The following is a 19735-nucleotide window of genomic DNA, read 5'->3' on the forward strand; positions in this document are numbered from 1 at the left end:
ATGCCAAGACGCACCGACATCAAGTCGATCCTGATCATCGGGGCCGGCCCCATCGTTATCGGCCAGGCCTGCGAGTTCGACTATTCCGGCACCCAGGCCTGCAAGGCGCTGAAGGAAGAGGGTTTTCGCGTCATCTTGGTCAATTCCAACCCGGCCACCATCATGACCGACCCGGAACTGGCCGATGCCACCTATATCGAGCCGATCACGCCGGAAGTGGTTGCCAAGATCATCGCCAAGGAGCGGCCCGACGCGCTGCTGCCGACCATGGGCGGCCAGACCGCCCTCAACACCGCTCTGTCGCTGCGCCGCATGGGAGTGCTCGACCGCTATCAGGTCGAGATGATCGGCGCCGACGCAACCGCAATCGACAAGGCCGAGGACCGTGCACTGTTTCGCGAGGCAATGAGCAAGATCGGCCTGGAAACGCCGAAGTCAATGCTGGCCAACGCCACCGACGTCAAGAATGCCGACCGCAAGACGCACGAGGCCGAACGCGCCGCGCTGAAAGCCGAGAAGCCGGAAAACCTCGACGCCGCGCTCGACGCGCTGGAAACTCGCTGGAACCTCGGCGAAGGTGACCGTAAGCAGCGCTACATCAGCCATGCCATGGCGATTGCAGCACAGGCGCTCGACCATGTCGGCCTGCCCGCAATTATCCGCCCCTCCTTCACCATGGGCGGCACCGGCGGCGGCATTGCCTACAACCGCGCCGAATTCTTCGAGATCGTCCAGTCCGGTCTCGATGCCTCGCCGACCACCGAAGTGCTGATCGAGGAGAGCGTGCTCGGCTGGAAGGAATATGAGATGGAGGTCGTCCGCGACAGGGCGGACAATTGCATCATCGTCTGCTCGATCGAGAACATCGACCCGATGGGTGTGCATACCGGCGATTCGATCACCGTCGCCCCTGCCCTGACCTTGACCGACAAAGAATACCAGATGATGCGCAACGCCTCGATCGCGGTGCTGCGCGAGATCGGCGTCGAGACAGGCGGCTCCAACGTACAGTTCGCCGTCAATCCGGCGGACGGCCGTCTGGTGGTCATCGAGATGAACCCGCGCGTCTCGCGTTCGTCCGCGCTGGCCTCCAAGGCGACAGGCTTCCCGATCGCCAAGATCGCCGCCAAGCTCGCCGTCGGCTACACGCTGGACGAGCTCGAGAACGACATCACCGGCGGCGCGACGCCGGCCTCGTTCGAGCCGAGCATCGATTATGTCGTCACCAAGATCCCGCGCTTTGCCTTCGAGAAATTCCCCGGCGCCGAGCCGGTGCTGACCACCTCGATGAAGTCGGTCGGCGAGGTCATGGCCATCGGCCGCACCTTTCAGGAATCGCTGCAGAAGGCTTTGCGCGGGCTGGAAACCGGCCTGACCGGTCTGGACGAGATCGAGATCCCCGGTATCGGCCACGGCAGCGCGCCCGCCAGCCACGTCGACGACCGCAACGCCATTCGCGCGGCATTGGGCACGCCGACACCCGACCGGCTGCGCATGGTGGCGCAGGCGATCCGCATGGGTACCTCGCTGGAAGACGTGCACTCAATGTGCAAGATCGACCCGTGGTTCCTCGAACAGATCGCCGGCATCCTCGCCATGGAGGATCGCATCCGCGAGCACGGCATTCCCGAGGACGCCGCCAATCTGCGCATGCTGAAGGCGATGGGTTTCTCCGACGCCCGCCTCGCCTCCCTGGTCAGGAAAGACGTCGAAGAAATCGAGAAGATTAGGCGTACGCTCGACGTTCATCCGGTCTACAAGCGCATCGACACCTGTGCCGCCGAATTCGCCTCGCCCACCGCCTACATGTATTCGACCTATGAAGTGCCGTTCGCCGGCAGTCTCGCCAATGAGGCGCAGGTCTCGTCGCGCAAAAAGGTCGTCATCCTCGGCGGCGGCCCCAACCGCATCGGCCAGGGCATCGAGTTCGACTATTGCTGCTGCCATGCGGCGTTTGCGCTGCGCGACGCCGGCTTCGAGGCGATCATGATCAACTGCAACCCGGAGACCGTCTCGACCGACTACGACACCTCCGACCGGCTCTATTTCGAGCCGCTGACGCCGGAGGATGTGCTGGAGATCCTGCGCACCGAACAGGCCTCGGGCGAGCTGGTCGGCGTCATCGTCCAGTTCGGCGGCCAGACGCCGCTGAAGCTCGCCGACGCGCTTGAGAAGGCCGGCATCCCGATCCTCGGCACTTCGCCCGACATGATCGATCTCGCCGAGGACCGCGACCGCTTCCAGAAGCTGCTGCACAAGCTCGGCCTCAGCCAGCCGAAGAACGGCATCGCCTATTCCGTCGAGCAGGCCCGCCTCGTTGCGGGCGAGCTCGGCTTCCCGCTGGTCGTGCGCCCGTCCTACGTGCTCGGCGGCCGCGCCATGCAGATCATCCACGACGAGAGCATGCTGCAGACTTACCTGCTCGACACCGTGCCCGGCCTGGTGCCGGAAGACATCAAGCAGAAATACCCCAACGACAAGACCGGCCAGATCAACACGCTGCTCGGCAAGAACCCGCTTCTGTTCGATACCTATCTGTCGGGCGCCATCGAGGTCGACGTCGATTGCCTCTGCGACGGCAAGTCGACCTACGTCTCCGGCATATTGGAACACATAGAGGAAGCCGGCATCCATTCGGGCGACAGTGCCTGCTCGCTGCCGGTGCACTCGCTGCCATCGGAACTCGTCGACGAGCTGGAGCGCCAGACGGCAGCACTTGCCCGCGCGCTGAATGTCGGCGGGCTGATGAACGTGCAGTACGCGATCAAGGACGGCACCGTCTATGTGCTGGAGGTCAACCCGCGTGCGTCGCGCACCGTGCCTTTCGTCGCCAAGACCATCGGCCGTCCCATTGCCAAGATCGCCGCCCGCATCATGGCCGGGGAAAACCTGGAAGACGCCTTCGCCCATTACGGCGCCATGCCCGACCCACGCAATCCCGGCCACATCGCGGTCAAGGAAGCGGTATTCCCCTTCGCCCGTTTCCCCGGCGTCGACATATTGCTCGGCCCGGAAATGCGCTCGACCGGCGAGGTCATGGGCCTCGACCGCGACTTCGCGCTGGCCTTCGCCAAGAGCCAGCTGGGGGCCGGTGTTGATCTCCCCCGCGCGGGCACGCTGTTCGTCTCGGTGCGCGACGAGGATAAGAAAGGCATCCTGCCAGCGGTGAAGCGCCTCGCCGGCCAGGGTTTCAAGGTGCTGGCCACCTCAGGTACCGCCCGCTTCCTCGCCGAGAACGGCGTCGTCGCCGAAAAGATAAACAAGGTGCTGGAAGGCCGCCCGCACATCGAGGACGCCATCCGCAACCGCCAGGTGCAGATCGTCTTCAACACCACGGACGGCCAGAAGGCAGTCTCGGACTCCAAGTCGCTGCGCCGGGCGACGCTGATGCAGAAGGTGCCGTATTATACGACGCTGTCGGGTGCGGCGGCTGTTGCCGAGGCAATTGCGGCGCTGCGGGCGGGGAGTTTGGAGGTTCGGCCGTTGCAGGAGTATTTTGCGTAAGCTATGGGGATTGGAAATCCATCATGAGTGTGCCGTCTCCCCGCCTTTTCCAGACGTACATTGTTACGTCACGCTGATTTCGATCTCCCTTCGCGTCGAAGGTCAGGTTCCCCAACACGGTCGGAATTGGCTGGCCGGATTTTATAGAAGCCGCAACAGCCCTTGGCGCCTGACCACCTGCCATTTCGATACCCTTGGCCGCCACTTGGACTGCCGCATAGGACTTCAGCGTGTAGTCTGCCGGCTCGAATCCTTGAGAACGAAAGCGCGCGACAACGTCGGCTGCGGCAGGATTGCTCCGGTCCTCGAGCGAAAATGCTATTAGCACGCCTTCCAATGCGGGCCCCGCTTTCCCGGGCAGATCGTGAACTAGAGCTCCATCTCCGGAGATGAACTGAACCTTCAGCCCAGCTTCCTTGGTTTGGCGAACGAGCGGACCAAAATCGTCAGCAAGCCCCGCGAAGAAGAGAACTTCGATCTTCATCGATTTAAGTTTGCTGATGAGGTCTGCAAAATCGCCTTGGCCGGATTTGATCTTTTTGGCCAGCTTTTCAGGATGCCCCTTCGCTCGCAGCGCTTTTCTTGCCTTGTTCGCTAAGCCATCACCATAGGGCGTACCATCGCTAACGATGGCAAGATTTTGTGCTGAGAAATGATCGGCCATATACTCGCCGGCAAACATCCCCTGAACATCGTCACGACCGACCGTGCGAATGACATTCCAAAGTTTGAATTCGGTAAGAGCGGGATTTGACGACGCGGGGCTGACCATCAAAGTGTTGTTCTTGGCATAGATCATCGCGGCAGGGACAGAACTGCCTGAGTTGAAATGGCCGATAACAAAGCGAACCCCCTCTTTTGCCAATCTCTTGGCGAGGGCTATCGCGGTGGCTGGTGTATACTGATCATCGAGCACGGTGAGTACTATCTTGCATCCTCGTACCCCGCCCTTGGCATTAATGTCGTCTACTGCAAGTTGAGCGCCCCGCCGCATCTCCTCACCGTCGTACGCCCAATCGCCGGTCATAGGACCGACCACTGCCATGGGAATATCGGCGCATTTTGCAGTGGCGGGTTGAGGCAAAGCCATAAAAGCGACGAACATCGCCAGCGGCAGCCTGATCCATAAAAATGTCTGGTATTTTCGTAGGCTAATCCACAACATCGACGACGGCCTCCTTCACGATTTTGTTCTTTGTTCTCTCCAACTTGCTTGCAGCCTTGCGCATCCTGGTTACAGCTTCCTTCGCCTTGTCGCCGTCAATTGTGTCGCGTTTGATCACTTCATTTTCGACAAGCTGAAGCGACGAATTTTTTCGGCAGCTTGTTCATGACTCGCCCTCCCTATCCCCAGATGGATTTGGGGACGACTTTACTTTAAAGACAAGCGGAAATTATCCTGGAAGGGCAGAAGTTGACGCTGCACGCCACCGCCACGCACTCGATCTGGATATCAAACTCCATCGGCCACGAGGCCACCGGCACAAAACTCCGCGCCGGCGAGTTCGTCGAAAAATACTTCGCATAGACGCGGTTGATGGTTTGTAGAAGCCGGAATTGACGGCGTAGATGCGCACCATGACTATGTTTTCCAACGAGGTGCCGGCCGCTTCGAGGCAATGTTTCAGCGCCTTTCAGCCACGCCTCGGTCTGCGTTTCGAGCCACGAACCATCTCGCACGTTGCGAACGCCAGCGCCTCGCTCGCCTCAGCCGAGAAACCCAATAAACCGCCCCGCAAACAGCACGGACGTCCACAGCATCAGCGAAAGCACAGCCAGCACGGTCGTGGCCCCACCAGCCGGCTCGTCACCGCCTTTTGCGCGGCGCATGAAGACGAGGAAATTGACCCCAGCGAGCAGGATCAGCGCCATCTTGGCGAGGAAGATCGGCATCGCCGCATACTCGCTCGCCCGGACTGAAAACAGGAGCGAGCCCGTGACCAGCGCACCGCCGAACGCGGCAAATGCGGTACGGCGCAGCAGCGCGACGAGCGCCGGCTGCGGCAGCGAGCGGAAGGCGCCCAGGATCCTGAGGTCCATGAGCCAGACGCTGGTCAGCAGTGCGCCGATCGACATGATGTGCAGCGCGTTGACGATGGGGTAGGCGAAAAAGGAGGCCTTCAGTCCCCGCACAAGCGCGAGTTGCTCGATGCCGGCGAAAAACCCGTCCATTCAGGCCGGCGGCACGCGGTCGGGATAGACGTCATAGGTCTTGCCGCCGACGATGATGCGGACTGCCTTCATGCGCTTTTCGCTCTCGTCGCGCGAGCGGTGGCCGATCGCGGTCACCTCGTCGCCGACCTTGGCGATCGCCTCGGTGAAGCCGGCGGCGATGGTGCGCGACGGCGGCGCCATCTCCACCCGCCAGGCCTCTCCCTTCGCGTCGACATCCAGCGTGGCGTGCGGATTGCCGATATAGATGGCCGTGATATTGCCTTTGAGTTCGAAAAACCCGTCCTGCGTCCACGACCAGCCGTGATGGCCATAGGCTGCGGCGGCGGTGGCAAGGATCACCGCCGCCGCCAGCGTGACGCTCCGGTTGAAAGGTGACAGCATCGCTCGTCTCCTCGGTTCCGGCATTAGAGGGTAGGTCAGCGCGCCGCAGCGTCAAATCACATAAGGTCTGCGCCGCCCCTCATTGCCCTGCCGGGCATTTATCCCCGTATAGTGACGGGGAGAAAGGTTGCCGTCGCCAAGGATTTCGCCAATCTCCAGAGTTGAAGAAAGGGAGCTGAGTTTGCCGCCAGCCCCCTTCTCCCGTCCCTCTACGAGGAGAAGATGCCGGCAGGCAGATGAGGGCGGCGCCGAGCTACGCTAGTGGCAGCAAGCCTCTCTGTACTGCAGCTGCTCCTGCCAGCTCTGCGCCCTGCCCTCCGGGGTAAAATCCATCAGGTTCCACAGGATCTCGCAGGTGCCTATGGCGCGCGGGTCCTGGCCGGGTTCGGGCGGCGCGAAGCCGAGTTCGGAGCTCCAGAAGTGGCGGATGCCGTCGCCGTCGCGGTGGAACACCGACAGCACGGGGAGCTGCGCGCCATCCTCGGCCTCGGCGTGATAGTCGCGCTTGAAGCTGTTGCCGGCCGACGAGACCAGCCGCATATTTTTCCAGCCGCGGTCGCGGCCGAGCGTCAGCAGGTTTTCCAGCGCGGTCTTGGCTACGACAGCGAAATTGTAGCCGGCGGCCTCGAGGTGGCCAATGGCGCCGTCGAACTGGTCGAGCAGCGCCGTGCAGGACGGGCAAGGCTGGTCCGGTCTGGGCAGCTTCGCCGTGCCGCCGCTCGTCGCCACGTCGCGCGTCTCCTGCGGGTGGCGCGGAAACATCATCGAATAGACGATCAGCGTGTCCTTGCCCGGCGCAAACAGTTCCGAAAGCTTGATCCTGGCGGGCTTGCCGTCCGGCCCCAGCCCGTCGAAGACATAGTCCTGTGGCACCAGCCCGCCCGGCGGCAGCGCGCGCCGCGCGACGGCGACATCCTCCATGGCACGGCGCAGCTCGATTTCCTTCCGCAGCAGCTTTTCGCGGGCGGTGCGGTATTCCTGGGACTCGTTGGGAAAGGTGATCATCGTCATCTCCATCTGCCGTGCTTTTTGGCGGCACGCCGTTCGTGGCAACGCGCCTTGCCTCCCAAGGACGCATCGCGCGAAACGGTTCCGACATTTTTGCGCAGGCGCCGTGGCGACGAGAACCCGGGCTGCCGCCTTCAAAAAGGACGAACGGCGCTCCTCACCCCGCCCAATCCACCTCGATCATCCCCAGCCGCTGATAGAGCCTGACCGCGGCCGCGTTCTCGACGGTATTGGTCTTGAGATCAACATGCGCCGCACCCCTTGCCTGAAACACCGCAAACGCGTAGCGCATCAGCGCCTCGGCTATGCCCTTGCCGCGCGCCTCGGGATGAACGGCAAGATCCTTGACGAACCCCGTCGCCCAGCAGAGCGCGGCGCCCGCCAGCCGCCCCTTGCCGTCGATGACCAGGAAACACAAAGCCGGATCGAATTCCGCGTCGCCCGAAATGCGCGGCCACCATTCGTCGAACGGCCCATCGGCGCCGTCGTCGAACACCGCGGTCAAAAGTGCATGCAAAGCGAGCGCATCGGCGGCTCCGAAGCCGCGCATGAAAAAACCTTCTGGCCAGCGCGGCGCCAGAAGCGCGTCGTCCAAAATCTTGCGCAGTCTTATGTCGTTCGGCGCCGGCGGACGCGGCTCAGGCATCGGGTTGCATACGGCGCCGCAGGCGGTCGCTGCCGAGGTCGGTTTCGCCCAGCATCCCCTTGCGCTTGGCATCGTAATAATAGCCGCTCTGGTAGAGCCGGTCGGCGCGCTTGGGATTGCCGCCCGACACCAGCCAGGCGCCGCGCAGATATTTCACTGCATATTTCAGGTTGGTCTCGGCGTCGAACAGGCCGCTCGCCGGCCCGTCATAGCCCATGCCGCGCGCCGTCGCGTGCTTGATCTGCATCAGCCCCCAATGCCCGTGATTGTAGGCTTTCGGGTTGAAGGTGCTCTCGCGGTTGACGACGCTGCGCACCAGATCGACCGGCACCTCGTACAGCGCGGAATATTTCTCGATCAGCCGCTCGATCTCGCTGCGGGCGCCGGCGTTCGACTGGCCCTCCGCCGGGTCGGTCGCGGCCAGAGCGGCCGGGTTCTGCGGCACCGTGTAGGAAACCGGCTGAACGCCGGGCATGGCGCCGGTCTGGCCGGTGACCGGCATGGCGACAGCGGGCGTCGCGGTAACAGGCTGGGCATCGGCGGTCATGACGGCGGGGGTAGTTGCCGCCAGCGGCGTCGGCCCGGCAAAGGCGGCCGCCGGCTCGACCGGCAGTGCTGCTGTCTGGGCGAGGCCGGACGGTTCCGGCAGGACCGAAACAGTGTCGGGCAGCGCCAGCGTGAAGCCGGCATCGGTGTTGGCCGAGTTTTCCGTGAAGGCAGGCGTCGGGGTCGCCGGCGAAGTCGAGGTGCAACCGCTGAGAGCGGCCACGGCCAACACCGCCGCTAGGACGGGAAAGAGGAATTTTGCTGGCAAGCGGCGCTCGGGTCCGGTTCGTCGGGTGTTAAGAAGTCCTTACACCAGCATCTTTCCCCGGGCAATCCGCGCTAGACGGTGGTTTTCGGGTGGCGATCCGGGCCGGGAAATGCGATATTGTTCTGGATTTGTACTTCGAAGGATTCCGGAAGGGAGCACGCCATGGACGCCTCTCATGCCACCGCCGGCCACGCGGTCTTCGAAACCGTGCTCGGCTACATGGGTATCGCCTGGAGCGAAGCCGGGCTAACCCGGCTCTGCCTGCCGCAGCGCAACCGCGACGCGGTAGAGCGCCGGCTGCTGCGCCATGCCTCCGACGTCGAACAAGCCGTGAAGCCCGAACCGCAATGGGTTGCCGAACTGATCGCGTCGATCAAGGCCTATGCCGCCGGCGAGGATATCGATTTCTCCGGCGTGCCGGTCGATCTCAGCGGCGTCGACGAGTTCCGCCTGGCGATCTATGACGCGGCGCGAAAGCTCGCCTTCGGCGAAACCACCACCTATGGCGAACTGGCAAAACGCGCCGGCCATGCCGGGCTGGCGCGTGAGACAGGCGCGGCGCTCGGCGCCAACCCGGTGCCGCTGGTCATCCCTTGCCATCGCATCCTTGCCGCCGGCGGCAAGATCGGCGGCTTTTCCGCCCCCGGCGGCTCGGCCACCAAGGAAAAGATGCTGGCCATGGAAGGCGTGCGCGTCGGTCCGCCGCCGCCGGCGCAGGTGTCGTTCGGGTTTTAGGTGTGCTGATATTCAGGTGATGCCGACACCCCGGCACGTCCAACCGCCCCTAATCCGGAAGCAGGCGCCGGCGGAAGCGCCGGTCGATTTCCACCCGCTTGCATTTGTAGACGGTGCAGGAATTCGTATCGGCACTCGGCACCGAGGCCCGCGCCCTGACCTCGCCGATGTCGCAGAATTGCTGGCTCCGCACATAGCGGTCGTAGAGCGCCAGGCCTGGCACGCGCGCCGATCTGTAGCGCAGGATGACCGCGCCCTCGCGCGCGATCGTCGCCTGCACCTTGCCGCAGCTCATGCGGGTCGGGTCGTAGCGCGAGACCGCCTGCGCCTCGGCGGCCACCAGCGTCAGGCAAGCGGCAAGCAGAACGATTTTCATGTCCCTCTCCCCAAAACCCGGTCGCGCCCGAAGCCGGCGCGATCCTCCCGCGTCAGGCGCGCAACGACGACGCTCTCACGCGATTGGGGCGGCCGTTGGGCAGCGTTGCCGCCGCGCCATTTTCCGCCCCGTCTTGTTTTTTGCGCGAAGGCATACTATATGCGGTCCATTGATATTTCGGCCGATCGATCCGGGCCTCGCGATATTCGCGTTTGCTGACGTTCTATCTCCAAAATCTCGATACAAACCGGCTGGGTTTCGGTCCAGTCAAACTAAAGCAAACGTAAAGGACTATCGAAATGGCAACAGGTACGGTCAAGTGGTTTAATTCCACCAAGGGTTTCGGCTTCATTCAGCCTGACAGCGGCGGCGCGGACGTTTTCGTTCACATCTCCGCAGTCGAGCGTGCTGGACTGTCGACCCTGGTCGAAGGCCAGAAGATCAACTTCGAGATCGAGCAGGACCGCCGCACTGGCAAGTCGTCCGCTGGATCTCTGAGCAAGGCAGCCTGATTTTGCGAATGGCGTGCGCCGGGCGATAGCCCGGGGCGCGCGGCAAGTCACGGATGTACTGGCGGTCGTGCGAGAAGCGCGCCGGAGCGAAAGACCCCGACAAGCCGAAGCAGCAGATTGCTGCCGGATCGGCCAAAACGCTCCCGATCAGGCTACCAAGCATGGGAAGGCGGGATTTTGTCCCGCCTTTTTGCTGTCTGGATTCCAGTGAACCGCTGCCTTGGGCCTATAGTCCCACTTCGTGGTGTTTTTGGGCCAATGTGGTACTATTAATTCATGAGCAAGCTTGAACAGATTGAGAAATCCGTTGCCGAACTAAGCCCCGAAGAGCTGAGAGCGTTTGCCGCATGGTTCGAGGCGCTGCAGGCCGACATGTGGGACCGGCAGATCGAAGCCGACGCCAAGGGCGGCAGGCTGGACAAGCTTGCCGAGCAGGCCTTGGCTGATCATCGCGCCGGCCGGACCCGGCCTCTGTAAATCATTTTGCCACTCCCTCGTTTTGGGAGGCTTACGCAAAACTGCCCTCGTTGAGCAAAGGCGAACAGACGTTTCGCCAAACTGAGTTCCGACCCGTTCCACCCATCGCTGCATTTCAAACAGGTCGGCCGCTACTGGTCGGCGCGGGTTGATCTGTTCGCGACCACGACGACGTGGTCTGGTTCTGGATCGGCCCCCATTCCGAATATGACCGCCTGCTGAAATAGTACTATCCGGATTTCACGCCACCGGCCGAAGGCCGCAAGCCCGACCGGGCGTCGCGCCTTTTGGCGCGCCCCGTCCGGAGCGAGCCGCGAAGCGGCGGCAGCGTGAGGACAGAACTAAGGCAACCACTCCAGCGGCACATGCCCCGGATCGGCCTCGACCCTTTTTAGCCAGGCCGCGACCGCCGGATAGGCGTCGAGCTGAAACCCACCCGTCTCGGCCGTATGCGTATAGGCATAGAGCGCAATGTCGGCGACGCTGAGCGCATTGCCGGCGAAGAAGCTGCTCCCGGCCAGGTGCTTGTCCATGACGCCGAGCGCCTTGTTGCCGCGCTCCAGCGTCAGCGCCAGCCGCTCGGGCGTCGCGTCTTTCGCGCGTTCTGGAAAGGTGAGCAGCGCTCTGCGCACCGCGAGATAAGGCTCGTGGCTGTATTGCTCGAAGAACAGCCACTGATAGGCCAGCGCGCGTTCGTATCTGTCCGCCGGCAGGAACCGCGTGCCTTCGGCGAGGTAGAGCAGGATGGCGTTGGATTCGGCCAGCCGCCGGCCGTCGTCGAGTTCAAGCAGCGGCACCATGGCGTTCGGGTTTTTCGCGACATAGTCGGGCTTGCGCGTCTCGCCGGTATGCGAGCTGACCTCGACATTGGTGAAAGGGATGCCGAGCTTGGCCATCAAAAGGCGCGGCTTGTAGCAATTGCCGCTGTCGATCATTCCATAGAGTATCATCGGCGCTCCCCTTGCTCGCAACCACCCCTCGCAGGGCTTGATCCAGCCTCTATCGCGGCAGCGGCGGCTTCATCCAGTGATTTGTTTTGGCGTAACCATCAGCGCCGCTGATGCATTTCAGGATATGTCGAGATTCAAGTCAGGCCGAGCCGAGAAGGGCGGGTTCCGAGAACCGGAGCGGAGCGTACTTTTTGGGTACGTGAGCACCGGAAGCGCAGGACCCCCCGTTCGCAGGCCGGCATCACTTGAGTATCGGCATATCCTAGCCGAACAGGGGGATGACGTTGCTGTCCCTGCCAAGCAGCCTGTCGATCGACAGCGGCTCCTCGTCGAACAGCGTTCCGGCCAGCGCCGGCCGGGCAAGATAAAAGCCCTGCAGCAGGTCGACGCCGCCATCCAGCGCGACGCGCAGATGCGTGGCGTTCTCGATGCCTTCGACCAGCACCTTGGCGCCACGGTCGTGCAGGGTCGAAACCAGCGGCCGGAAAAACCGCTCGGCGGCGGCATGGCGGCAGAATTCGGCGAACCAGGTGCCGTCGATCTTGACGATGTCGGGCTGCACGAGGGCGACCCTTTCTTCGGTAGAATGCCCGGTGCCGAAATCGTCGATGGCAATGCGGACGCCGTCGCGCCGCATCTCGCGCGCCAGGCTGACAAGCACCTTGTCGCCGGCAGCCTGCTCGGTGATCTCGCAGACCAGCATGCCGGGATGCAGGCCGAAATCCGCCAGATGCCTGGTCATCAGCCTGATTTCGGCCAGCGCCCGTGCGGGGTCATCGTTGATCAGCGGATTGTAGTTGAAGAACAGGTCGAGCCCGTCGACGCCGATGTTGCGGAAGTTGCGCAAATGCAGCACCCGACACATGGTTTCGACAAACAGCCGATCCTCTGCCGGCACACCTTCGAAGAAGATTTGCGGCGCCACCGGCCTGCCTGCACGATGCGGCTCGATCAGTCCCTCGACCGCGACGGCGGCGAGAAACCTGCCGCGCGGCGCGAAGACCGGCTGGTAGGCGCTCCTCAGCCGGAATGCGCCGTAGACGCCATATTCGATGCCGACCTCGTCGGCAAAGATCGCCTCGCCGATCTTGCGCCGCATGTCGGCCCGCCCGGTCACGATGTCACCCTGCGGCCAAAGGCCCGCATCGGCCGCCGCGATGGCGAAACGGCCGCAGAAACCTTCTCAGCATCGGCCGACACCGCGGCCGCCTGCCCGCTCTTTTCAAAGACGCGAAAGCTGGTCGGCGCAAGCTCGGGGCGCGCCGGCACATAGCCCTGCACCATCGAGGCGCCCGACTTTTCGGCAAGCTCGAGCTGCCAGCCCGTCTCGATGCCCTCGAATACCGTTCGGATGCCTTGCTCTTCGAAGCTTGTCACCATGGCGGTCAGCAAGGCGAAGCCGGCACCGGACTCCATCAGCGTCATGATCCAGTCGGCGTCGAACTTGACGATGTCTGGCCTGAGTTCCTTGATGCGATTGATGTCGGATTCGTCGGCGCCGTAATCGTCGACCGCAATGCGCAAACCATTACCCCTGAGCGCCTCGACGAAATTGTAGAGCGTTTCCTGCGACGCCGATTTCTGCTCGGTGACCTCGCAGACGACGCGGCGCGGATCGATGTCGGCCTCGTGCAGCACCAGTCGCATGTCGCGCAGCGCCTTGTCGGCGATGCCGCGGTCGGTGAACACCGATGGATCGAAGTTGATGAAGATGGAGGCGTCTCGCGGCAGGCAGGCGCCGGCGTTCAGCAGGTGCAGCGTCCGTGTCAGCGCCTCGATATGCAGGCGATCGACCGCCGGACAGCTGTTGAAGAAACTCATTGGCGGCTGCGGCTCGCCGTCGCGGAACGGCCGGATCAGCCCCTCGAACGCGACGACGGACAGCTTGCCCTTGTTGAAGGCGAAGATCGGCTGGAACGCGCTTTGCAGCGTATAGACCCCCCAGACACCGCTGGCGGTGCCGTCATCATGGCGGATGATATGGGCAAGCTCGATGCTGCGCGTCACGGTTCCTCGCTATGCGAGACTGGCGGACCGGCTACGGTCCCTGCCGTTCAAGCTTTTACCGATCGTTGATGAATTTATTGTTGCCAGCATTGCGCGCTGGCTCATTCGACAATGCCTGCGCTGGGCTTGCGCTTGACCAGATGATGCGACATGAGAGGCGCCGCGGCGCCTTCGCCGCGCCGGTCCTCCTGGAGATATCTGTCATGGCCTTTCTTGCCGACGCCCTTTCCCGCGTAAAGCCTTCCGCGACCATCGCGGTGACGCAGAAGGCGCGCGAGCTGAAAAACGCCGGCCGCGACGTGATCGGGCTGGGCGCCGGCGAGCCGGACTTCGACACCCCCGACAACATCAAGAACGCCGCGATCGAGGCCATCCGCCGCGGCGAGACGAAATATCCGCCGGTCTCCGGCATCGTGCCGCTGCGCGAGGCGATCGCGAAAAAATTCAAGCGCGAGAACAATCTCGACTATCGACCGGAGCAGACCATCGTCGGCACCGGCGGCAAGCAGATCCTGTTCAACGCCTTCATGGCGACGCTGAATCCCGGCGACGAGGTGATCATCCCGCGGCCATATTGGGTGAGTTATCCCGAAATGGTGGCGATCTGCGGCGGCACCTCGACCTTTGCCGACACCTCGATCGACAACGGCTTCAAGCTGACGGCGGCCGTGCTGGAAAAGGCGATCACGCCGCGCACCAAATGGCTGTTGATGAACTCGCCGTCAAACCCCTCGGGCGCCGCCTATACCGAAGCGGAGCTCAAGAGCCTGGCCGACGTACTGTTGAAGCATCCCCACGTCTGGGTGCTGACCGACGACATGTACGAGCACCTGACCTATGGCGACTTCGTCTTCAAGACCATCGCCGAGGTCGAGCCTAAGCTCTATGAGCGCACGCTGACCATGAACGGCGTGTCGAAAGCCTATGCCATGACCGGCTGGCGCATCGGCTATGCAGCAGGCCCGGTGCCGCTGATCAAGGCGATGGACATGATCCAGGGCCAGCAGACCTCCGGCGCCTGCACCATCGCCCAATGGGCGGCGGTCGAAGCGCTGAACGGGCCGCAGGATTTCATCCCGAAGAACAAGGCGATCTTCCAGGGCCGGCGCGATCTCGTCGTCTCGATGCTCAACCAGGCACGCGGCATCACCTGCCCATCGCCGGAGGGTGCGTTCTACGTCTATCCCTCCTGTGCCCAGCTGATCGGCAAGACGACCAAGAGCGGCAAGGTGATCGACAGTGACGAAACCTTTTGCTCGGAACTGCTCGAGGCCGAGGGCGTGGCGGTTGTTTTCGGCTCGGCCTTTGGCCTCGGCCCGAACTTCCGCATCTCCTACGCCACGTCGGAGGCTCTGCTCGAAGAAGCCTGCACGCGCATCCAGCGCTTCACCGCCGCGCTGGTCTGAGACGTTTCAGCCGCCATACTGCTCGTCGCTGACCTTCTCCAGCCAGTCGGCATGCACGCCCTCCAGCGCCTCCTGCATGGCGATGTGCGTCATCGCCGATTTCGGCGCGGCGCCGTGCCAGTGCTTTTCGCCGGGCGCAAAGGAGACGACGTCGCCGGCCCTGATCTCCTGGATCGCCCCGCCCCAGCTTTGCACGAGACCGGCACCGGACGTGACGTAGAGCGTCTGGCCGAGCGGATGCGTGTGCCAGTAGGTGCGGGCGCCGGGCTCGAAACTGACCAGCGTGGCGCGTAGCCGCGCCGGTGCCTCCTTCTCGATGATCGGCGTCTGCAAAACCCGGCCAGTGAAGTATTTTTCCGGCGCAACAATCGTCGGCACGCTGCCGCAGCCAATAATCTTCATCGTCGCAAATCCTCGATCCAATCCAGTGTCCTAGAGACTACCACTTTCGTCCGATGCCGGCTGCATCTCCTGCCGGCTGCGGGCAAAACGCGGCCAGAACAGGCCGGCACGTCCGCTATAGGCCTGGTAGGCACCGGCCAGCCTTGTACGTGAAAATTTTCGCTCTTCGTCCAAGGCCGCGATCACATAGATCGCAACGATGCCGGCGACCGGCACCACCGCCCACACCGACCAGGTCGCGATACCCCATCCGATCCAGAAGATGATGTAGGATGTGTAGAACGGATGACGGACATAACTATAAGGGCCTTCGGTCACCAGGCTGTCGGGATTGTCCGGATCAAACGCGAAACGCAGCCGCGCCTTGCGCGAAACCGAGATCGCCCACCAGAACAGCGCCGAGCTTGCCAGTTCGACGGCAAACCCGCCGATCTTCGCTGCAACCGGTTGCCGCTCGATCCACAGCAGCGCCAGAAAGAACAGCGCCGTGCCGACCACGACGGCCGAAATGATCATGGCGCCTTGAGACATGCTCGGCGACTGGAAATGCCCGCGCATCGACCAGGCATATTGGCCGAGCGTCGCGATGCTGCTGATCGAGAGGAGAAGGTCGAGCGTGGATTCCATCATCAGGCTCCGGGGGTTAGCTGTGGTGGATTCGGTCATCATACCCGGCAGAAACCGAGAAATCATTTTTTAACCACCGTTCTAAACAACATGGTGACCTCGGCATGCGATGTTGACCTCGAGACAATTCGAAGGTCCAACCGGATATGGCCGTTTCCCACCGCACGATCCGCACGCCGCAAGCGGATTTGCGCCTCAGCCAGTCGTCGGGACCCGGCATCCCGCTTGTCCTGATCCACGGCTCGGGCAGTTCGCGCACCGTATTCGCCCGCCAGTTCGACAGCCCGTTGGCTGCCGCCCATCGGCTGATTGCCTTCGACCTGCCCGGCCATGGCGAATCGTCGGACGCCCGCGATCCGGCGACGGACTATACCATCGCCGGCCTTGCCCAATCGGCGGCTCAGCTCCTCGATGCCTTGGGCATCGGTCGCGCCGTTGTCTTCGGCTGGTCTCTTGGCGGGCACGTGGCAATCGAGCTCGCGAGTTTTCACCGCGCCGTCGGCGGGCTGATGCTGACCGGCGCGCCGCCGGTATCGAAGGGTCCTTTCGGCATGCTGCGCGGCTTCCACGCGCATTGGGACATGCTGCTGGCGTCCAAAAAGACGTATTCCGAACGCGATGCCGAGCGCTTCGAAACGCTGTGTTTCGGCGACACCGCCGACCCGTCCTTTCGCAAAACCATCCTGCGCACCGACGGCCGGCTGCGCGCCGCGGTGACGCGCGGCATGCTCATCGGCAAGGGCGCCGACCAGAGACAGGTGATCGAGCAGGCCGCGTTTCCGGTCGCCGTCGTCAATGGCGAGAACGACCCGTTCGTCCGGCTCAGCTATTTTGAAACGCTCGCCTACGGCTCCCTGTGGGAGCGTTGCCACATCATTCCCGGCGCCGGGCATGCGCCTTTCTGGGAGCGTGCGGACCTGTTCAATCCGTTGCTCGCGCGCTTTGCCGAGACGGTGGCAGTACAGCGCGTCGAGGCAACGCCACTGGCGTCGCGCCGAACCGGCACCGGCTGAACCGGCCCCAACTTCAAATCCCTTCAACCTCAAATCCCTTGCCCTCCCGGCCTGCCCGTGGGACGATGCCCTTTGGGTAGGTGGCAAATTGAAAAAAGCCTCGCCCGCGACGGCCGACAGGCCGGCCGCCGCTCACAGGGAAACGCCTGAGTGGAGGTCAGCCATGGGTACTCGCGCCGGAGGACGACGCACGGGACCGAAATGCATTGCCATAGTCGGTCCCTTCGCAAGCGGTAAGACGACACTTCTCGAAGCCATACTCGCCCGTACGGGCGCCATCCCCCGCCAGAATCCCGTTTCGTCCGGAAATACCGTTTCCGATCATTCGCCCGAAGCGCGCGCTCACGGCATGAGCGTCGAGGCGACCTTCGCCACAACCGATTTCATGGGCGAGCCGTTCACCTTCGTCGATTGTCCCGGCTCCATCGAATTCTCCTTCGAAGCCGAGCCGGTGCTGGCTGCCTGCGACGTCGCCGTGGTCGTCGCCGAGGCTGACGAGAAGAAGATCCCTGCCCTGCAGCTGATCATGCGCAAGCTCGACGATCTCGGCGTGCCGCGTATGCTGTTCCTGAACAAGGTCGACAAGGCGATATCAGGCGTGCGCGACACGCTGAAGATGCTGCAGCCGGCAAGCTCGGTGCCATTGCTGCTGCGCCAGATCCCGCTGCGCAAGGACGGCGTCGTCATCGGCTCGATCGACCTCGCTCTGGAGCGTGCCTACATCTATCGCGAATATGCCGAGAGCGAGGTCGCCCAGATCCCGAGCGACGACAAGGCGCGCGAGCTCGAGGCGCGCTTTTCCATGCTGGAGACGCTCGCCGACCATGACGACCGCCTGATGGAGCAATTGCTGGACGAGATCGAACCGCCAAAGGACGCGATCTTCGATGACCTCGCCGCGGATCTGCGCGACGGCACGGTGACCCCGGTGCTGATCGGCACCGCCGAGAAGGGCAACGGTGTGCTGCGCCTGTTGAAGGCGATCCGTCACGACGCACCCGATATCGCGGCGACGCGCCAGCGTCTCGGCGCTCCCGACGGCAATGCCACCGTGGTCCAGGTGATGAAGACCATCCACACCGCGCATGGCGGCAAGCTGTCGGTCTCGCGCATCCTGTCCGGTCAGGTCGCCGACGCCGCCGAGCTGTTCCTTCCCAGCGGCGAGACGGCAAAGGTCTCCGGCATCTACAAGATGCTCGGCAAGGACCAGGTCAAGCTGACTTCGGCCAAGGCCGGCGACACGGTGGCGCTCGGTAAGCTGGACGCCGTCAGGACCGGCCAGACGCTTAGCTCGACCAAGGGCGGCATCAAGCCGCTGGTTACGCTGGCGCCGCCGCAACCGGTCTTCGCCTTCGCGCTGCGGCCGAAAGAGCGCAAGGACGAGGTCAAGATGTCGGCGGCCATCCAGCGCCTGGCCGAGGAAGATCCCTCGCTCAGTCTGCATCACAACCAGGATTCAGCCGAAACCGTGCTGTCCGGTCATGGCGAGATGCATCTGCGCGTCGTGCGCGAGCGGCTGGAAGGCAAGAACCAGATCCCGGTCGAGGGCCATGTGCCGGCCGTGCCCTATCGCGAGACGATCCGCAAAGCGACGCAGCAGCGCGGCCGCCACAAGAAACAATCGGGCGGCCACGGGCAGTTCGGCGACGTAGTGCTGGAGATCAAGCCGCTGCCGCGCGGGTCAGGTTTCCAGTTCACCGATACGATCACCGGCGGCGTCGTGCCGAAGACCTACATCCAGTCGGTCGAGACCGGCGTGCGCGATTACCTGAAATCCGGCCCGCTCGGCTTTCCGGTCGTCGATGTTGCCGTCAACCTTTCCGACGGCTCCTACCATGCGGTGGATTCCTCCGACATGGCCTTCCAGATGGCGGCGAAGCTGGCGATGAAGGAAGGCATGGCCGCCTGCTCGCCGGTGCTGCTCGAACCGGTGATGAAGGTCGAGATCGTCACGCCGTCGGATGCGACGTCGAAGATCATCGCTCTGATCCCGCAGCGGCGCGGCCAGATCCTCGGCTACGACGCGCGGCCCGACTGGCCGGGATGGGACGTGGTTGAGGCGACCATGCCGCAGGCCGAGATCGGCGACCTCATCATCGAGCTGCGCTCGGCCACGGCTGGTGTCGCCAGCTATCGGGCCGTCTTCGACCACATGGCCGAACTCACCGGGCGGTTGGCCGACGAAGCGCTGAACGCCAACGGCAAGGCCGCCTGAACAGCAGCTTGCGGCGGCCAGAGCACAAGGATGCACACAAGGAAACGGCGCCCGCATCATTCGGGCGCCGTTTCGTTGCGGACCGTCTTCGTGGGAGGCGAAACGGCAGGTCCGCCGCATGCTTGCCGCCGGTGTCTGGCGGCGGAGGAAGGTTCGGACGCGGTAGCTGCCTGAGCCCGGGTCGTCCGAGTGATGCCCCCATCCCCCGGACGAGCCACACCGCGTCCTATGCTCTGCTTACCCGATTTGGCGTGCCAACGCATGTTACCCGAGGTTACATGTCACTGTTACGCGCCAGTTCCGGCCGATTTTCCGGCGATGTGTTGGTTTCGGGCAACAAAAAAGCCGGATCAATGAAGACCCGGCTGAGTTTGATTGGAAGTGCCTGTTAAGGCTAACCTCCAGAGGGGAACACTCGAGAGCGCTAATGGGAGGAGAACGCGCTCAGGAGATGATCTATATATGTGCTCTTCATGCCCAAGAAACA

General features: G+C 63.2%; 20 protein-coding genes and 1 pseudogene. 7 read left to right on the forward strand and 14 right to left on the reverse strand.

Annotated features, from left to right (window positions below; all coding sequences use genetic code 11):
- Complete coding sequence (gene carB / locus NKH50_RS12155) at nt 1-3504, forward strand: carbamoyl-phosphate synthase large subunit (RefSeq protein WP_352878915.1); 3504 nt, start codon at nt 1-3, stop codon at nt 3502-3504.
- A 1-nt stretch (nt 3505) separates the two neighbouring features.
- Here carB and NKH50_RS12160 read toward each other — a convergent pair whose 3' ends face one another.
- The 8 genes and pseudogenes from NKH50_RS12160 to NKH50_RS12190 form a co-directional block, all read right to left on the reverse strand.
- The gene (locus NKH50_RS12160; protein WP_352878917.1) at nt 3506-4669 is read right to left on the reverse strand and encodes a branched-chain amino acid ABC transporter substrate-binding protein; all 1164 of its coding nucleotides are present in this window, start codon (nt 4667-4669) and stop codon (nt 3506-3508) included.
- Nucleotides 4656-4787, reverse strand: a complete 132-nt coding sequence (locus tag NKH50_RS12165) for a hypothetical protein (RefSeq protein ID WP_302897169.1) — start codon at nt 4785-4787, stop codon at nt 4656-4658. Before NKH50_RS12165 ends, NKH50_RS12160 begins: the two co-directional genes overlap by 14 nt.
- Before the next feature lie 94 nt (nt 4788-4881).
- Nucleotides 4882-5166, reverse strand: a pseudogene (locus NKH50_RS28995) (Rid family hydrolase); the annotation flags it as partial.
- 45 nt (nt 5167-5211) lie between these two features.
- Nucleotides 5212-5676: a DUF6644 family protein gene (locus tag NKH50_RS12170; RefSeq protein ID WP_352878920.1), complete on the reverse strand. Its 465-nt coding sequence runs from the start codon at nt 5674-5676 to the stop codon at nt 5212-5214.
- Nucleotides 5677-6060: a DUF6152 family protein gene (locus NKH50_RS12175; protein WP_352878923.1), complete on the reverse strand. Its 384-nt coding sequence runs from the start codon at nt 6058-6060 to the stop codon at nt 5677-5679. It abuts the gene before it with no gap.
- 258 nt (nt 6061-6318) lie between these two features.
- Nucleotides 6319-7065 (reverse strand): DUF899 family protein, encoded by a 747-nt coding sequence (locus NKH50_RS12180; protein ID WP_352879132.1) that lies wholly within the window; start codon nt 7063-7065, stop codon nt 6319-6321.
- Nucleotides 7066-7225: 160 nt separating this feature from the next.
- Nucleotides 7226-7714: a GNAT family N-acetyltransferase gene (locus NKH50_RS12185; protein WP_352878926.1), complete on the reverse strand. Its 489-nt coding sequence runs from the start codon at nt 7712-7714 to the stop codon at nt 7226-7228.
- Nucleotides 7707-8483, reverse strand: coding sequence for a transglycosylase SLT domain-containing protein (locus tag NKH50_RS12190; protein ID WP_352878929.1), 777 nt, complete (start codon nt 8481-8483; stop codon nt 7707-7709). Before NKH50_RS12190 ends, NKH50_RS12185 begins: the two co-directional genes overlap by 8 nt.
- Before the next feature lie 207 nt (nt 8484-8690).
- On the opposite strand from NKH50_RS12190, the gene NKH50_RS12195 reads away from it, so the two are divergent.
- Nucleotides 8691-9263, forward strand: a complete 573-nt coding sequence (locus NKH50_RS12195) for a methylated-DNA--[protein]-cysteine S-methyltransferase (protein WP_254820326.1) — start codon at nt 8691-8693, stop codon at nt 9261-9263.
- Between the two features lie 49 nt (nt 9264-9312).
- On the opposite strand, the gene NKH50_RS12200 is transcribed toward NKH50_RS12195, so the two are convergent.
- The gene (locus NKH50_RS12200; protein ID WP_023719370.1) at nt 9313-9639 is read right to left on the reverse strand and encodes a hypothetical protein; all 327 of its coding nucleotides are present in this window, start codon (nt 9637-9639) and stop codon (nt 9313-9315) included.
- A gap of 299 nt (nt 9640-9938) precedes the next feature.
- Here NKH50_RS12200 and NKH50_RS12205 point away from each other — a divergent pair, with 299 nt between their 5' ends.
- Nucleotides 9939-10151, forward strand: coding sequence for a cold-shock protein (locus NKH50_RS12205; RefSeq protein WP_023678332.1), 213 nt, complete (start codon nt 9939-9941; stop codon nt 10149-10151).
- Nucleotides 10152-10427: 276 nt separating this feature from the next.
- On the forward strand, nt 10428-10628 hold the full coding sequence (locus tag NKH50_RS12210; protein ID WP_352475039.1) for a hypothetical protein: 201 nt from the start codon (nt 10428-10430) through the stop codon (nt 10626-10628).
- Nucleotides 10629-10969: 341 nt separating this feature from the next.
- Here NKH50_RS12210 and NKH50_RS12215 read toward each other — a convergent pair whose 3' ends face one another.
- From NKH50_RS12215 to NKH50_RS12225, 3 genes are all read right to left on the reverse strand, one after another.
- Nucleotides 10970-11578, reverse strand: coding sequence for a glutathione S-transferase family protein (locus NKH50_RS12215; protein ID WP_352878932.1), 609 nt, complete (start codon nt 11576-11578; stop codon nt 10970-10972).
- A 262-nt stretch (nt 11579-11840) separates the two neighbouring features.
- On the reverse strand, nt 11841-12695 hold the full coding sequence (locus tag NKH50_RS12220) for an EAL domain-containing protein (RefSeq protein WP_352878935.1): 855 nt from the start codon (nt 12693-12695) through the stop codon (nt 11841-11843).
- Nucleotides 12692-13585, reverse strand: a complete 894-nt coding sequence (locus tag NKH50_RS12225) for an EAL domain-containing protein (RefSeq protein WP_352878937.1) — start codon at nt 13583-13585, stop codon at nt 12692-12694. Before NKH50_RS12225 ends, NKH50_RS12220 begins: the two co-directional genes overlap by 4 nt.
- 203 nt (nt 13586-13788) lie before the next feature.
- Between NKH50_RS12225 and NKH50_RS12230 the strand changes: the two genes are divergently transcribed.
- A complete protein-coding gene (locus NKH50_RS12230; RefSeq protein WP_352477845.1) occupies nt 13789-14991 on the forward strand; it encodes a pyridoxal phosphate-dependent aminotransferase in 1203 nt (400 codons plus the stop codon).
- A gap of 6 nt (nt 14992-14997) precedes the next feature.
- Here NKH50_RS12230 and NKH50_RS12235 read toward each other — a convergent pair whose 3' ends face one another.
- A complete protein-coding gene (locus tag NKH50_RS12235) occupies nt 14998-15393 on the reverse strand; it encodes a (R)-mandelonitrile lyase (protein WP_352878939.1) in 396 nt (131 codons plus the stop codon).
- A 30-nt stretch (nt 15394-15423) separates the two neighbouring features.
- Nucleotides 15424-16020, reverse strand: coding sequence for a methyltransferase family protein (locus tag NKH50_RS12240; RefSeq protein ID WP_352878942.1), 597 nt, complete (start codon nt 16018-16020; stop codon nt 15424-15426).
- Between the two features lie 146 nt (nt 16021-16166).
- Here NKH50_RS12240 and NKH50_RS12245 point away from each other — a divergent pair, with 146 nt between their 5' ends.
- Both NKH50_RS12245 and NKH50_RS12250 read left to right on the forward strand, forming a co-directional pair.
- Nucleotides 16167-17033 (forward strand): alpha/beta fold hydrolase, encoded by an 867-nt coding sequence (locus NKH50_RS12245; RefSeq protein WP_352704183.1) that lies wholly within the window; start codon nt 16167-16169, stop codon nt 17031-17033.
- 163 nt (nt 17034-17196) lie between these two features.
- On the forward strand, nt 17197-19248 hold the full coding sequence (locus tag NKH50_RS12250; protein WP_254819259.1) for an elongation factor G: 2052 nt from the start codon (nt 17197-17199) through the stop codon (nt 19246-19248).
- Nucleotides 19249-19735 lie beyond the last annotated feature (487 nt).

This window comes from Mesorhizobium sp. M1027 (assembly GCF_040318745.1).
In the GTDB taxonomy this organism is placed as follows: Bacteria; Pseudomonadota; Alphaproteobacteria; order Rhizobiales; family Rhizobiaceae; genus Mesorhizobium.

Bases quoted from the DNA above. Each gene is read 5' to 3' on its own strand.
- NKH50_RS12195 (WP_254820326.1), top strand. From the start codon at position 8,691: ATGGACGCCTCTCATGCCACCGCCGGCCACGCGGTCTTCGAAACCGTG.
- NKH50_RS12170 (WP_352878920.1), bottom strand. From the start codon at position 5,676: ATGGACGGGTTTTTCGCCGGCATCGAGCAACTCGCGCTTGTGCGGGGA.
- NKH50_RS12185 (WP_352878926.1), bottom strand. From the start codon at position 7,714: ATGCCTGAGCCGCGTCCGCCGGCGCCGAACGACATAAGACTGCGCAAG.
- NKH50_RS12245 (WP_352704183.1), top strand. From the start codon at position 16,167: ATGGCCGTTTCCCACCGCACGATCCGCACGCCGCAAGCGGATTTGCGC.
- NKH50_RS12250 (WP_254819259.1), top strand. From the start codon at position 17,197: ATGGGTACTCGCGCCGGAGGACGACGCACGGGACCGAAATGCATTGCC.
- NKH50_RS12210 (WP_352475039.1), top strand. From the start codon at position 10,428: ATGAGCAAGCTTGAACAGATTGAGAAATCCGTTGCCGAACTAAGCCCC.
- carB (WP_352878915.1), top strand. From the start codon at position 1: ATGCCAAGACGCACCGACATCAAGTCGATCCTGATCATCGGGGCCGGC.
- NKH50_RS12230 (WP_352477845.1), top strand. From the start codon at position 13,789: ATGGCCTTTCTTGCCGACGCCCTTTCCCGCGTAAAGCCTTCCGCGACC.
- NKH50_RS12215 (WP_352878932.1), bottom strand. From the start codon at position 11,578: ATGATACTCTATGGAATGATCGACAGCGGCAATTGCTACAAGCCGCGC.
- NKH50_RS12240 (WP_352878942.1), bottom strand. From the start codon at position 16,020: ATGGAATCCACGCTCGACCTTCTCCTCTCGATCAGCAGCATCGCGACG.
- NKH50_RS12175 (WP_352878923.1), bottom strand. From the start codon at position 6,060: ATGCTGTCACCTTTCAACCGGAGCGTCACGCTGGCGGCGGCGGTGATC.
- NKH50_RS12180 (WP_352879132.1), bottom strand. From the start codon at position 7,065: ATGATCACCTTTCCCAACGAGTCCCAGGAATACCGCACCGCCCGCGAA.
- NKH50_RS12200 (WP_023719370.1), bottom strand. From the start codon at position 9,639: ATGAAAATCGTTCTGCTTGCCGCTTGCCTGACGCTGGTGGCCGCCGAG.
- NKH50_RS12235 (WP_352878939.1), bottom strand. From the start codon at position 15,393: ATGAAGATTATTGGCTGCGGCAGCGTGCCGACGATTGTTGCGCCGGAA.
- NKH50_RS12160 (WP_352878917.1), bottom strand. From the start codon at position 4,669: ATGTTGTGGATTAGCCTACGAAAATACCAGACATTTTTATGGATCAGG.
- NKH50_RS12205 (WP_023678332.1), top strand. From the start codon at position 9,939: ATGGCAACAGGTACGGTCAAGTGGTTTAATTCCACCAAGGGTTTCGGC.